The organism is Pseudomonas sessilinigenes (assembly GCF_003850565.1).
Taxonomy (GTDB): Bacteria; Pseudomonadota; Gammaproteobacteria; order Pseudomonadales; family Pseudomonadaceae; genus Aquipseudomonas; species Aquipseudomonas sessilinigenes.
Map to the genome: position 1 here is coordinate 3,493,690 of NZ_CP027706.1, position 13,962 is coordinate 3,507,651.

12 protein-coding genes are annotated in these 13,962 nt (G+C 63.9%); 11 read left to right on the top strand and 1 reads right to left on the bottom strand.

Annotated features, from left to right (window positions below):
• The first annotated feature begins 17 nt into the window (after positions 1-17).
• From C4K39_RS16050 to C4K39_RS16090, 9 genes are all read left to right on the top strand, one after another.
• On the top strand, positions 18-749 hold the full coding sequence (locus tag C4K39_RS16050) for a response regulator (protein WP_068579207.1): 732 nt from the start codon (positions 18-20) through the stop codon (positions 747-749).
• 31 nt (positions 750-780) lie between these two features.
• On the top strand, positions 781-2,208 hold the full coding sequence (locus tag C4K39_RS16055; RefSeq protein ID WP_124348367.1) for an ATP-binding protein: 1,428 nt from the start codon (positions 781-783) through the stop codon (positions 2,206-2,208).
• Positions 2,209-2,412: 204 nt separating this feature from the next.
• Positions 2,413-3,672 (top strand): D-mannose isomerase, encoded by a 1,260-nt coding sequence (locus C4K39_RS16060; protein ID WP_124346970.1) that lies wholly within the window; start codon positions 2,413-2,415, stop codon positions 3,670-3,672.
• Between the two features lie 116 nt (positions 3,673-3,788).
• The gene (locus C4K39_RS16065) at positions 3,789-5,081 is read left to right on the top strand and encodes an ABC transporter substrate-binding protein (protein ID WP_068579213.1); all 1,293 of its coding nucleotides are present in this window, start codon (positions 3,789-3,791) and stop codon (positions 5,079-5,081) included.
• Between the two features lie 169 nt (positions 5,082-5,250).
• Positions 5,251-6,159: a carbohydrate ABC transporter permease gene (locus C4K39_RS16070; RefSeq protein WP_068579215.1), complete on the top strand. Its 909-nt coding sequence runs from the start codon at positions 5,251-5,253 to the stop codon at positions 6,157-6,159.
• Positions 6,152-6,997, top strand: a complete 846-nt coding sequence (locus C4K39_RS16075) for a carbohydrate ABC transporter permease (protein WP_068579217.1) — start codon at positions 6,152-6,154, stop codon at positions 6,995-6,997. The genes C4K39_RS16070 and C4K39_RS16075 overlap by 8 nt, the downstream gene beginning before the upstream one ends.
• Before the next feature lie 3 nt (positions 6,998-7,000).
• Entirely contained in the window at positions 7,001-8,161 is a 1,161-nt protein-coding gene (locus tag C4K39_RS16080; protein WP_124346971.1) for an ABC transporter ATP-binding protein, read from the top strand.
• Positions 8,162-8,249: 88 nt separating this feature from the next.
• Positions 8,250-9,599 (top strand): carbohydrate porin, encoded by a 1,350-nt coding sequence (locus C4K39_RS16085; RefSeq protein WP_068579221.1) that lies wholly within the window; start codon positions 8,250-8,252, stop codon positions 9,597-9,599.
• A 132-nt stretch (positions 9,600-9,731) separates the two neighbouring features.
• Entirely contained in the window at positions 9,732-10,586 is an 855-nt protein-coding gene (locus tag C4K39_RS16090) for a D-hexose-6-phosphate mutarotase (protein ID WP_068579223.1), read from the top strand.
• Between the two features lie 37 nt (positions 10,587-10,623).
• Here C4K39_RS16090 and hexR read toward each other — a convergent pair whose 3' ends face one another.
• On the bottom strand, positions 10,624-11,484 hold the full coding sequence (gene hexR, locus C4K39_RS16095) for a DNA-binding transcriptional regulator HexR (protein ID WP_176719805.1): 861 nt from the start codon (positions 11,482-11,484) through the stop codon (positions 10,624-10,626).
• A 304-nt stretch (positions 11,485-11,788) separates the two neighbouring features.
• On the opposite strand from hexR, the gene zwf reads away from it, so the two are divergent.
• Complete coding sequence (gene zwf, locus C4K39_RS16100; protein WP_068579228.1) at positions 11,789-13,258, top strand: glucose-6-phosphate dehydrogenase; 1,470 nt, start codon at positions 11,789-11,791, stop codon at positions 13,256-13,258.
• Entirely contained in the window at positions 13,245-13,958 is a 714-nt protein-coding gene (gene pgl / locus C4K39_RS16105) for a 6-phosphogluconolactonase (RefSeq protein WP_124346972.1), read from the top strand. Before zwf ends, pgl begins: the two co-directional genes overlap by 14 nt.
• Positions 13,959-13,962 lie beyond the last annotated feature (4 nt).

The window sequence follows — 13,962 nt, forward strand, 5'->3', positions numbered from 1 at the left end:
AACAAAGGACGGCATGGGTGAGTTCAGTCAGTAGGTCGATCTTGTTGGTCGACGACGATCAGGAAATCCGCGAGCTGCTGGAGACCTACCTCAGTCGCTGTGGCTTCCAGGTGCGCAGCACCGCCGATGGCGCGGGCTTTCGCCAGGCCCTGAGCGAGGCCCCCTGTGATCTGGTGATCCTCGACGTGATGCTGCCCGATGAGGACGGCTTCAGCCTGTGTCGCTGGATTCGCCAGCACCCCAAGCGCGGCCAGGTGCCGATCATCATGCTCACCGCCAGCTCCGATGAAGCCGACCGGGTCATCGGCCTGGAGCTGGGGGCCGATGACTACCTGGGCAAGCCGTTCAGCCCTCGTGAGTTGCAGGCACGGATCAAGGCCTTGTTGCGCCGCGCGCAATTCGCCCAGGAACGGGCTGGCGGCGAAGTGTTGTGCTTCGACGAGTGGCGCCTGGACGTGATCAGCCACCGCCTGTTCCACAATGACGGCGAGGAAGTGATCCTCTCCGGCGCCGACTTCGCCCTGCTCAAGCTGTTTCTCGATCATCCCCAGGAAATCCTCGACCGCGACACCATCGGCAATGCCACCCGTGGCCGCGACCTGATGCCCCTGGATCGCATCGTCGACATGGCGGTCAGCCGCTTGCGCCAGCGCCTGCGGGATACTGAAAAGCCCCCGCGGCTGATTCGCACGGTGCGCGGCAGCGGCTACCAGTTGGCGGCCAATGTGGTAGCTGACTGTGCTCGCTGAAACCCTCAAGGGCTGCCTGCAACGGGTGCCTATGCCGCGTTCGCTGTTGGGCCGGATGCTGTTGCTGACCCTGCTGGTGGTGCTGCTGGCCCAGGCCCTGTCCAGCGTGATCTGGGTCTCGCAGTTGCGCGCCACCCAGCTCGAGGGCCTGGTGACCAGCGCCCGCAGCCTGGCCCATTCGATGACCGCCAGCGTCAGTTACCTGCGTTCGCTGCCGGTGGCCTATCGGCCGCTGGTACTCGACCAGTTGCGCAGCATGGGCGGCACGCGTTTTGTCGTGACCCTCAACGACAAGCCGCTGGACATGCAGGTGTTGCCGGCCACGCCGCGCAAGGAGGCGGTACTGCAGGCGGTGGAGCAGGTGTTGCGCCAGTCCCTGGGCAACGATGCGGACATCTCCGTGACCTTCGTGCGCCCCGACGACCTGCGGATCTTCAATGGCGGCCTGAAGCTCGACGAGCTGCCACGGTCCTGGGCCCACTACGCCCTGACCCTGGAACCGGTGAATCCGCCGGTGCTGGTGACCCAGATCCAGATGGCCCCGGGCGAGTGGTTGTACATCGCTTCATTGCTGCCCGAGCCCTACACCAGCCTTGAAGAGCAGGGGCTGCCGGCGCAACAGGTGTGGTTCATCCTGCTGACCAGCGGCTTCCTGTTGCTGTTCATCGGCCTCTTGGTGCACTGGCAGAGTCGGCCCCTCAAGCGCCTGGCCCGGGCCGCCCGCGAGTTGTCCCTGGGCGCCGATGTGCAGCCGGTGGCGCCGGGCGGCGGCAGCGAGGTGGTGGAAGTGGCGAGGGCCTTCAACAGCATGCGCGAGCGCATCAGCCGCTACCTGACCGAGCGCAGCCAGCTGTTCAGCGCCATCTCCCACGACTTGCGCACCCCCATCACCCGCCTGCGGTTGCGGGTGGAGCTGCTGGAGGACGAACAGCTGCAAGCCAAGTTCGGCCGCGACCTCGATGAGCTGGAGCTGCTGGTCAAGGGCGCCCTGCAATGCGTCAAGGACACCGACATCCACGAGAACATCGAGCCGGTCGACCTCAACCAGGTGCTCGATTGCCTGGTGGAACCGTATCTGGCGCCCAATGGCAATGGCCGGGTGACCCAGCAGGGACGAGCTTTGGCCAGCTACCCGGGCAAGCCCCTGGCGCTCAAGCGCTGCATGGGCAATTTGATCGACAACGCCCTGAAGTATGGGCAGAACGCCCACCTGCATATCGAAGATGACGCCGGCGCTTTCATCCTGCACGTGGACGACGAGGGCCCCGGCGTGCCCCAGCAGCGGCTGGAGCAGGTCTTCGAGCCACACTTTCGCCTGGCCGGCCAGCAGCAGGGCTACGGCCTGGGCCTGGGCATCGCGCGCAACATCGCCCATAGCCATGGCGGGGAAGTCAGCCTGCAGAACCTGCGCGAGGGTGGCCTGCGGGTGACCTTGTACCTACCGCGTTTCGCGGACTGAACAACCCTCCTGTAGCAGCGGGGCTTGCCTGGCAAGCGTCGTGCCTGGCAGGGCGCGTTATCGTGCATCGCGAGCAAGCTTCGCCCCTACCGGCGTCCGCTGGTTTGTCACGGCCTGGTGACATTTGCCGTGTCCTTCGTTACCTGGGGCGAACCTTGGCTTGATTAGACTCAAGCCTTCGACAAGAACAACAACAGGTCGTCCATGGAACCTCTTTCCCTGCCGTTCAGCAGTTGGCTGAACGCTCCCGCACACCACAGCTGGCTGGCCGCCGAGGGCCTGCGGCTGCTGGACTTCGCCAAGGCTTCACGACTTGCCGAGGGCTTCGGCAACCTGGATGCCCGGGGCTGCCTGCCTGCTGGCGCCCGGGCCGAAACCATGAATACCGCGCGCATGACCCACAGCTTCGCCATGGCCCATATCCAGGGGCTGCCTGGCTTTGCCGAACTGGTGGACCACGGTGTCGCGGCACTCTTGGGTCCGCTGCGCGATGCCGAGCACGGCGGCTGGTTCGCGGTGGCCGGGCAGGCCGACGGCAATGGCGGCAAGGCTGCCTACTTGCATGCCTTCGTCGCCCTGGCCGCCAGTTCCGCGGTGGTGGCCCGGCGCCCGGGGGGCGAGGCCTTGCTGGAGCAGGCGGTTGGCGTGATCGAGGAGCATTTCTGGAGCGAGCAGGAGGGCGCAATGATCGAGTCCTTCAGCCGCGACTGGAGCGAGCAGGAGGCCTATCGCGGGGCCAACAGCAACATGCACGCCACCGAGGCCTTTCTCGCCCTGGCCGATGTCACCCAGGACCCGCGCTGGCTCAGCCGCGCCCTGCGCATCGCAGAGCGCTTGATCCACGGCCATGCCGCGGCCAACGACTTCATGGTGGTCGAACACTTCGACCTGGATTGGCAGCCCTTGCGCGATTACAACCGGGAGTGTCCCGCCGATGGTTTTCGCCCCTTCGGCACCACGCCGGGCCACGGATTCGAGTGGGCGCGGCTGTTGCTGCACCTGGAAGCCGCGCGGGGCCAGGCTGGAATGCTGACCCCTGGCTGGCTGGCGCTGGATGCCCAGCGCCTGTTCGACAGCAACTGCCGTCACGGCTGGAACGTGGATGGCGCCCCGGGGATCGTCTACACCCTGGATTGGGACAACCGCCCGGTGGTGCGCCAGCGCCTGCACTGGACCCACGCCGAAGCCAGCGCCGCCGCCAGTGCCCTGCTCAGGCGCACCGCAGAGGAGCGCTACGAGACCTGGTACCGGGTTTTCTGGGAGTTCTGCCAGGAGCATTTCATCGATCATGAGTTCGGCAGCTGGCACCACGAACTGGGCCTGGACAACCGCCCTGCGGCAGAAATCTGGGGCGGCAAGCCGGACCTTTATCACGCCTGGCAGGCCGTGCTGATTCCGCGCCTGCCCCTGGCGCCGAGCATGGCCTCGGCCCTGGCCCAAGTGCCTGCCACGGGCTCTGTGTAACCATGCGGTGACATTTCCCCATCGCTTCGTTACTCGGGCGCTGGACTAGGCTGTTTAGACTCGTTTGCAGCGCAAGCACCAGACTTGCATGCATAACAACAAGAAAGGTACTTCAGATGAATGCGATTTCTCGCCTCGCCACTGTCATTTCCCTTGCCTCCCTGTTCCCCCTGAGCGCCCTGGCCGCCGATTCCAAAGGCTCCGTGGAAGTGGTCCATTGGTGGACGTCCGGTGGTGAAAAGGCTGCGGTCGATGTGCTCAAGGCCCAGGTGGAGAAAGACGGTTTCACCTGGAAGGACGGCGCCGTGGCCGGCGGTGGCGGTTCCACCGCGATGACCGTGCTCAAGAGCCGCGCCGTGGCCGGCAACCCGCCGGGCGTGGCGCAGATCAAGGGCCCGGACATCCAGGAGTGGGGCAGCACCGGCCTGCTCAGCACCGATACCCTGAAGGACGTGGCCAAGAGCGAGAATTGGGACGGCCTGCTCTCGCCCAAGGTGGCCAATACCGTCAAGTACGAAGGGGACTACGTGGCCGTGCCGGTGAACATCCACCGGGTCAACTGGCTGTGGATCAACCCCGAGGTGTTCAAGAAGGCCGGGATCGCCAAGGCGCCCACTACCCTCGAAGAATTCTATGCCGCCGGTGACAAGCTCAAGGCGGCCGGCTTCATCGCCCTGGCCCACGGTGGCCAGCCCTGGCAGGACAGCACCGTATTCGAAGACATGGTGCTCTCGGTGATGGGCGCCGAAGGCTACAAGAAGGCCTTGGTGGACCTGGACCAGAAGACCCTCGCAGGCCCGGAGATGACCAAGACCTTCGCCGAGTTGAAGAAGCTCTCCGGCTACATGGACCCCAACCGTGCCGGGCGTGACTGGAACATCGCCGCCGCCGACGTGATCAACGGCAAGGCCGGGATGCAGATGATGGGCGACTGGGCCAAGAGCGAATGGACCGCGGCCAAGAAAGTCGCCGGCAAGGATTACCAATGCGTGCCGTTCCCGGGCACCGACAAGGCCTTCACCTACAACATCGACTCCCTGGCGGTATTCAAGCTCAAGGCCGACCGCAAGGGCGATATCGCCGCCCAGCAGGACCTGGCCAAGGTTGCCCTGGGCAAGGATTTCCAGAAGGTCTTCAGCATCAACAAAGGCTCGATCCCGGTGCGTACCGACATGCTCAACGACATGGGCGCCGAAGGTTTCGACTCCTGCGCCCAGGCCGCCGCCAAGGACTTCCTGGCGGACGAGAAGACCGGCGGGCTGCAGCCGAGCATGGCGCACAACATGGCCACGTCCCTGGCGGTGCAGGGCGCGATCTTCGATGTGGTGACCAACTTCATGAACGACAAGGATGCGGACCCGGCCAAGGCCAGTGCGCAACTGGCGTCGGCGGTCAAGGCCGCGCAGTGAGGCCTGGGCCGCAGGCGTGCCTGCGGCCATTCCCGAAACGCTCTCCCTGGTAGGAGCGAGGCTTGCCCGCGAAGGCGGTGCATCGGTGGGCTCGACTTGAGTGTCGGTGCCCATTCGCGGGCGAGCCTCATTCCTACGGATACTCACTCCTTCACTCTGGATTATCTCGATGAGCTCTGTGGCGGTTTTCAGCAAAGCCTCGCCGTTGGATGCCTTGCAGCGCTGGTTGCCCAAGTTGGTGCTGGCGCCGAGCATGGTGATCGTGCTGGTGGGCTTTTATGGCTACATCATCTGGACCTTCATTCTGTCCTTCACCAATTCCAGCTTCATGCCGAGCTACAAGTGGGTCGGCTTGCAGCAATACCTGCGGTTGATGGACAACGACCGCTGGTGGGTGGCGAGCAAGAACCTGGCCGTGTTCGGCGGCTTGTTCATCGGTATCAGCCTGGTGCTGGGGGTGTTCCTGGCGGTGCTGCTGGACCAGCGCATCCGCCGCGAAGGCTTCATCCGCACCGTCTACCTGTACCCCATGGCGCTGTCGATGATCGTCACCGGCACCGCCTGGAAATGGCTGCTCAATCCCGGCCTGGGCTTGGACAAGATGCTGCGCGACTGGGGCTGGGAAGGCTTTCGCCTGGACTGGCTGGTGGACCAGGATCGCGTGGTCTACTGCCTGGTGATCGCCGCTGTATGGCAGGCCTCGGGTTTCGTCATGGCGATGTTCCTGGCCGGCCTGCGGGGTGTCGACCAGTCGATCATCCGTGCGGCCCAGGTGGACGGCGCCAGCCTGCCGACCATCTACCTGAAGATCGTCCTGCCGAGCCTGCGCCCGGTGTTCTTCAGTGCCTTCATGATCCTGGCCCACATCGCGATCAAGAGCTTCGACCTGGTGGCGGCGATGACCGCCGGCGGCCCTGGCTACTCTTCCGACCTGCCGGCGATGTTCATGTACTCCTTTACCTTCAGCCGTGGCCAGATGGGCATCGGTTCGGCCAGCGCCATGCTGATGCTGGGCGCGGTGCTGACCATCCTGGTGCCGTACCTGTATTCCGAACTGCGAGGCAAGCGCCATGACTGATTCGCTCGCCAGGCCGCGCCTGAATTTCAGCCGGATCGCCATCTACGCCACGCTGCTGCTGGCGGCGGCGGTGTACCTGGTGCCGCTGGTGGTGATGCTGCTCACCAGCTTCAAGACCCCCGAGGACATCCGCACCGGCAACCTTTTGAGCTGGCCCCAGGTGGTCGATGGCATCGGCTGGATCAAGGCCTGGGATACCGTGGGTGGCTATTTCTGGAACTCGGTGAAGATCACCGTGCCGGCGGTGCTGATCTCTACCCTGATCGGCGCGCTGAACGGCTATGTGCTGTCGATGTGGCGCTTTCGCGGTTCGCAGCTGTTCTTCGGCCTGTTGCTGTTCGGCTGCTTCCTGCCGTTCCAGACCGTGCTGCTGCCGGCCTCGTTCACCCTTGGCCGGTTCGGCCTGGCCAACACCACCACCGGCCTGGTGCTGGTGCATGTGGTCTACGGCCTGGCCTTCACCACGCTGTTCTTTCGTAACTATTACGTCAGCGTGCCGGATGCCCTGGTCAAGGCCGCGCGCCTGGATGGGGCGGGGTTCTTCACCATCTTCGGGAAGATCCTGCTGCCAATGTCGGTGCCGATCATCATGGTCTGCCTGATCTGGCAGTTCACCCAGATCTGGAACGACTTCCTGTTCGGCGTGGTGTTCGCCAGTGGCGACGCGCAACCGATCACCGTGGCCCTGAACAACCTGGTCAACACCAGTACCGGGGTCAAGGAATACAACGTTGACATGGCGGCGGCGATGATCGCGGGGCTGCCGACACTGCTGGTGTACATCTTCGCCGGCAAGTATTTCCTGCGCGGGCTGACGTCCGGCGCGGTCAAGGGGTAAGGCATGGCAACTCTCGAATTACGCAACGTCAACAAGACCTACGGTGCCGGCTTGCCGGACACCTTGAAGAACATCGAGCTGAAGATCGACGACGGCGAGTTCCTGATCCTCGTCGGCCCCTCGGGGTGCGGCAAGTCGACCCTGATGAACTGCATCGCTGGCCTGGAGACCATCAGCGGCGGGGCGATCCTGGTGGATGACGCCGACATCAGCGGCATGAGCCCCAAGGACCGGGACATCGCCATGGTGTTCCAGTCCTACGCGCTGTACCCGACCATGAGCGTGCGCGACAACATTGCCTTCGGCCTGAAGATCCGCAAGATGCCTGCCGCCGAGATCGATACCGAGGTGGCGCGGGTGGCCAAGCTGCTGCAGATCGAGCACCTGCTGGCGCGCAAGCCGGGCCAGCTTTCCGGTGGCCAGCAGCAGCGGGTGGCCATGGGCCGGGCCCTGGCGCGGCGGCCGAAGATCTATCTGTTCGACGAGCCGCTGTCCAACCTCGACGCCAAGCTGCGGGTCGAGATGCGCACCGAAATGAAGTTGATGCACCAACGCCTGAAGACCACCACGGTGTATGTCACCCATGACCAGATCGAGGCCATGACTTTGGGGGACAAGGTGGCGGTGATGAAGGACGGGATCATCCAGCAATTCGGGACGCCGCAGCAGATCTACAACGAACCGGCCAACCTGTTCGTGGCAAGCTTCATCGGCTCGCCACCGATGAACTTCATTCCCCTGCGCCTGCAGCGCCAGGAGGGGCGGTTGCTGGCCTTGCTGGACAGTGGCCAGGCCCGTTGCGAGCTGCCGTTGGGGCCGCGTGACGCCGGGCTCGAGGAGCGCGAGGTGATCCTTGGTATCCGTCCGGAGCAGATCGCCCTGGCGCCCGCCGAGGCCAACGGCCTGCCGAGTATCCGTGCCGAGGTCCAGGTGGTGGAGCCGACCGGGCCCGACACCCTGGTATTCGTCACCCTCAACGGCACCAAGGTCTGCTGCCGGCTGGCCCCGGACCAGGCGCCCGCGGCCGGGCAGAACCTGACCTTGCAGTTCGACCCGGCCCGGGTCCTGCTGTTCGATGCCCAGAGCGGCGAGCGCCTGGGCGCGGCCAGCCCTGCCATGGCCCAGGGCCACGGCGGCAATGTGGCGCAATTCAAGGGGCGATGAATTCGTGGCGGATGGCCTGTCATCCGTCGCAGGGACTGTAAACCGCGTTGGATAAACCGTTAATAACAATAAAGACGAGGATGTAGGGATGAAAAAGCAACACGGCAATACCCGCCTGCTCTGCCAGCTTTCGGCGGTGGCGGCGCTGGTCCTGTCTGGCCAGGCCATGGCCGACGAAGCGTTCGGCGCCAATTCCAAGTGGATGACCGGTGACTGGGGCGGTACGCGCACCAAGCTGCTGGAGCAGGGGATCGACATCAAGGCCGACTACGTCGCGGAGATGGGCGCCAACCTCCATGGTGGCTACAACGACGACAAAACCGGGCGCTACAGTGACCAGTTCGGCCTGGGCGTGGCGTTCGACCTGCAAAAACTGCTGGGCTGGGACAACACCCAGGCCAAGATCCAGCTGACCAACCGTAATGGCCAGAACATCTCCAACGATCGCGTCGGCGATCCCCGGGCTGGCACTTTGAGTTCCTCCCAGGAGGTCTACGGCCGTGGGCACATGGTGCGCTTGACCCAACTGTGGATCCAGCACCAGTTCCTGGACGGCAAGCTGGACGTCAAGGCCGGTTACTTCGGCGAGGGCGAGGACTTCAACACCTTCCCCTGCGAGTTCCAGAACCTGGCCTTCTGCGGTTCCCAGGTGGGCAACTGGGCGACCAACATCTGGTACAACTGGCCGGTCAGCCAGGCGGCGCTGCGGATCAAGTACCACATCACTCCCGAGTTCTATGCGCAGATCGGCGCCTACAACCAGAACCCTTCGCAGACCGAGCACGGCAATGGCTTCAAGCTCAGCGGCAGCGGCACCAAGGGCACGGTACTGCCGGTAGAGCTGGTGTGGTCGCCCAAGGTCAATAACCTGCCGGGCGAGTACCGTGTGGGTTACTACAAGAGCACGGCCAAGGCCAATGACGTGCGTGAGGACGCCAACGGCCAGGACGCCGCTACCACCGGCAGCGCCTATCGCGTGCACAACAGCAAGCACGGCTACTGGTTCGTCGCCCAGCAGCAGCTCACCACCCATAACGGCGATGCCTCGCGCGGCCTGAACATCGCCGCCAACGCCACCTTCCATGACAAGGACACCAACATCATCGACAACTACCAGTCGCTGATGTTCGTCTACAAGGGGCCGTTCGACGCCCGGCCAAAGGATGACGTGGGCATCGGTTTCGCCCGGATTCATGTCAACGACGACGTGAAGAAGAACGCCCAGCTGGCCAACGCCGCCATCGGTGTGAGCGACTACGACAACCCGCTGTACTCGCCATTGCGCGAAACCGAGTACAACTACGAGATCAACTACGGGTTCCATGTGACCGACTGGCTGACCGTGCGGCCGAACCTGCAGTACATCACCCATCCGGGCGGTGTGGACCAGGTCGACAACGCCCTGGTGGCCGGCCTGAAAATTCAGTCGGTGTTCTGACGCTGTTGCGATAAGCTCCTTTCTCTGTGCGCATATTGCGGATGGCCTTGGCTATCCGCTTTTTTTTGGATGACTCCTTCGCCACAGCCGTTCGCCAGTATGGCTACCCCATGATTTTCAGGATCGCGGCATATGCATGAGCATCCCTTGCAACGCTTTTTCAAGACCCTGCGCGAGCGCCCGGTGTTTGCCTGGGAGCGCTACCAGATGCGTGATGTGCTGGTGATCGACCATCCGCTGTGCCAGGCGGTATTCAGCCGCCAGGGCGCGCAGCTCCTGCACTTCCAGCCAACCGGGCAGAAACCCTGGCTCTGGTGCGCGGCGAAGTGGCCGCAGGTGGGGGCGATCCGGGGTGGGGTGCCGGTGTGCTGGCCCTGGTATGGCCGTCATCCGAGCGAGAACGCCTGGCCGTCCCATGGCTGGGCGCGCTTGCTGGACTGGAAGCTGCTGGACAGCGACAGCGATGACGACGGTGTGCGCCTGCATTGGCAATTGCAGCTGTGCGACTGGAAGGTCGAGCTGCATGCGCACCTGGGCCAGGACATGGACCTGCGCTTGAGCACCGAGCACCAGGACAGCGAACCCTGCCAGTTGAGCCAGGCTCTGCACGCCTACTGGCGTATTGGCGATGTCGGTGAGGTAGCGCTGTCCGGGCTCGATGGCGCCGAGGGTTACGATCATTTGAATCGCCAGGCCTGTCGGCAACAGGGCGAGTTGCGGGTCGACGGTGGCTGCCAGCGGGTGTTCCAGCACGAGGGCGAGTTGCAGATCGAGGACCGTGCCTGGCAGCGTGCGCTGCGCATCGATACTGGCGAGGACGCCGACACCGTGGTCTGGCATCCCGGTACCCGGCCACTGCTGGGGGTGAGTTGGAGCGAGGTGTCGCGTTTCGTCTGTGTCGAAGCGGCCGCCGGTGGCACCGACAGCCTGCGCCTGGCGCCGGGGGAACGGGCCCACCTGAGCCTGCAGGCGCGGGCAGCGGGGTAGGGCAAAGGGCTCCCGCAACTCGCGGGAGCCTGTGGTCTCAGTCGAGCTCGTCGCCGGCCGGGTAGCGGCTGGCGTTGAGGCTTTCCTTGATCTTGCGCAGGTGTGGCTGGAAGTCCACGCCACGGCGCAGGGTCATGCCGGTGGCCAGGACATCGAGCACCGTGAGCTGGATGATCCGCGAGGTCATGGGCATGTAGATGTCGGTGTCTTCCGGCAGTGGCAGGTGCACGCTCAGGCTGCACGCCTTGGCCAGCGGCGAGCCGGCGGCGGTGATGCCGAGTACCGAGGCGCCGTTTTCCCGGGCCTGGCGCGCGACCTCCACCAACTCGCGGGTACGGCCGGTGTAGGAGATGATCACGAACAGGTCGCCGGTGTGCGCCACCGAGGCGAGCATGCGCTGCATCAGCACGTCTGGGTGGGCCGACACGGCCAGGTTGAAGCGGAAGAACTTGTGCTGGGCGTCCATGGCCACCGGGGCCGAGGCGCCGAGGCCGAAGAAGTGGATCTGCCGGGCCTGGATCATCATGTCTACGGCGCGGCTGACCTGCTGCGGATCGATCTGCTGGCAGGCGCTGTCCAGCGAGGCAATGGCGCTGGCGAAGATCTTTTGCGTGTAGGCTTCAGGGTTGTCGTCGGCTTCCACGGCACGGCTGACATAGGCCGCGCCGCTGGCCAGGCTCTGGGCCAGTTGCAGCTTGAGTTCGGGGTAGCCGCTGACGCCGAACGAACGGCAGAAGCGGTTGACCGTCGGTTCGCTGACCGACGCGGCCTGGGCCAGGGCGGCGATGCTGAAGCGGGTGGCCTGCTGTGGGTTGAGCAGGATGACTTCGGCGACTTTGCGTTCCGCCTTGTTCAAATCTTCAAGGCGGTTCTGGATCTGCTCCAGTAGATTTCGCACTCGGTCCATTCAGGTTTCCTAGATCGGTTAGACAGGTGAAACGGCGGGGCCGGGAGGCGGTCAACCCAGGGTAGGCAATGGTGCTTGCTGCACTGCCTTCAAGGGGCCTGTGATTGCGCTATGTACCGGGCTCGCCGCGCCTGCAATGCGAAGGTGAGAGGTGGCCTATCGTACTGGTGGCCCGGAATGAGGACCACCTAGAATCGATATTTTGTAAAAATGTTGTGTTTATTACTACATTTTTCCTTGAGTGATACCTTGAAAAAAGGTATTTGTAGCTTAACTTGATAAAAGAACAAACATCATGCCTTCGATTACGGTTGAACCCTGCACCTTTGCGTTGTTCGGCGCGCTGGGCGATCTGGCGCTGCGTAAGCTGTTTCCTGCCTTGTACCAGCTCGATGCCGCCGGCCTCTTGCATGAGGACACGCGGATCCTGGCCCTGGCCCGCGAGCCGGGCAGCGAGCAGGAACACCTGGCCAATATCGAAGCCGAATTGCACAAGTACGTTGGCGACAAGAATATCGATGCCGAGGTCTTGCAGCGTTTCCTGGTGCGCCTGAGCTATGTGCACGTGGACTTCCTCAAGGCCGACGACTATGTGGGCCTGGCCGAGCGAGTGGGCAGCGAGCAACGCCTGATTGCTTACTTCGCCACTCCGGCGGCGGTGTACGGGGCAATCTGCGAGAACCTGTCCCGGGTCGGGCTGAACCAGCACACCCGGGTGGTCCTGGAGAAACCCATCGGCTCGGACCTGGAGTCCTCGCGCAAGGTCAATGACGCCGTGGCGCAGTTCTTCCCGGAAAACCGCATCTATCGGATCGACCACTACCTGGGCAAGGAAACGGTACAGAATCTGATCGCCCTGCGTTTTGCCAACAGCCTGTTCGAAACCCAGTGGAACCAGAACTACATCTCCCACGTGGAAATCACCGTGGCCGAGAAGGTCGGCATCGAAGGCCGCTGGGGCTATTTCGACAAGGCTGGCCAGCTGCGGGACATGATCCAGAACCACTTGCTGCAATTGCTCTGCCTGATCGCCATGGACCCGCCGGCCGACCTCTCGGCCGACAGCATCCGCGACGAGAAGGTCAAGGTGCTCAAGGCCCTGGCGCCCATCAGCCCCGAAGGCCTGACCACCCAGGTGGTGCGTGGCCAGTACATTGCCGGCCATAGCGAAGGCCAGTCGGTGCCGGGCTACCTGGAGGAAGAGAATTCCAACACCCAAAGCGACACCGAGACCTTCGTCGCCCTGCGTGTCGACATCCGCAACTGGCGTTGGGCCGGGGTGCCGTTCTACCTGCGCACCGGCAAGCGCATGCCGCAGAAACTGTCGCAGATCGTCATCCACTTCAAGGAACCCTCGCACTACATCTTTGCTCCCGAGCAGCGCCTGCAGATCAGCAACAAGCTGATCATCCGCCTGCAACCGGACGAAGGCATTTCGTTGCGGGTGATGACCAAGGAGCAGGGCCTGGACAAGGGCATGCAATTGCGCAGCGGCCCGTTGCAGCTGAATTTTTCCGATACCTATCGCAGTACGCGGATTCCCGACGCCTACGAGCGGTTGTTGCTGGAAGTGATGCGCGGCAACCAGAACCTGTTTGTGCGCAAAGATGAAATCGAAGCCGCGTGGAAGTGGTGCGACCAGTTGATCGCCGGCTGGAAGAAGTCCGGCGATGCGCCCAAGCCCTATGCGGCCGGGTCCTGGGGGCCGATGAGTTCCATTGCACTGATCACGCGGGATGGGAGGTCATGGTATGGCGATATCTGATTTGCAATTGCCAGCGGGCGTGCGCGCCCACGAATTTCGCAGCTCGACTCTTCTGGCTGCGGGCCAGGCCCTGAAGGTCGCCGAACAACTGCGCGAGGCCATCGTAGCCCGTGGCCAGGCGACCCTGGTGGTATCGGGTGGCCGCAGTCCGGTGGCGTTCTTCCAGGCCCTGGTCAAGCAGGAGCTGGACTGGTCCAAGGTACTGATCAGCCTGGCCGACGAACGTTGGGTCCCGGTGGAACACGCCGATAGCAATGCCGGCCTGCTCAAGCAGCACTTGTTGGTGGGGCCGGTGGCCAAGGCGCGTTTCCTTGGTCTGTATAGCGCTGCGGCCAGCCTGGAAGAAGCTGCCCAGCAAGCCGACGAGGCCCTGGCGCAGTTGCGTGGGATCGACGTGCTGGTACTGGGCATGGGCGATGACGGGCATACCGCCTCGCTGTTCCCTGGCAGCCCGAACCTGGCCGAGGCGCTCGAGCCCGCTGGCAGCCGCCGTTGCTGGCCGATGCTGGCGCCCACCGTGCCCCGTCAGCGCCTGAGCATGAGCCGGGCCCTGTTGGCGTCGGCCCGTAGCAGCCTGCTGTCGATATCCGGCCAGTCCAAGCTGGCCACCCTGAGTACCGCACTGGCTGGCGACGTGGTCGCCGACATGCCGATTCGTGCCTTTCTGCAAACCCCGTTAGAGATTTACTGGTGCCCATGAGCCA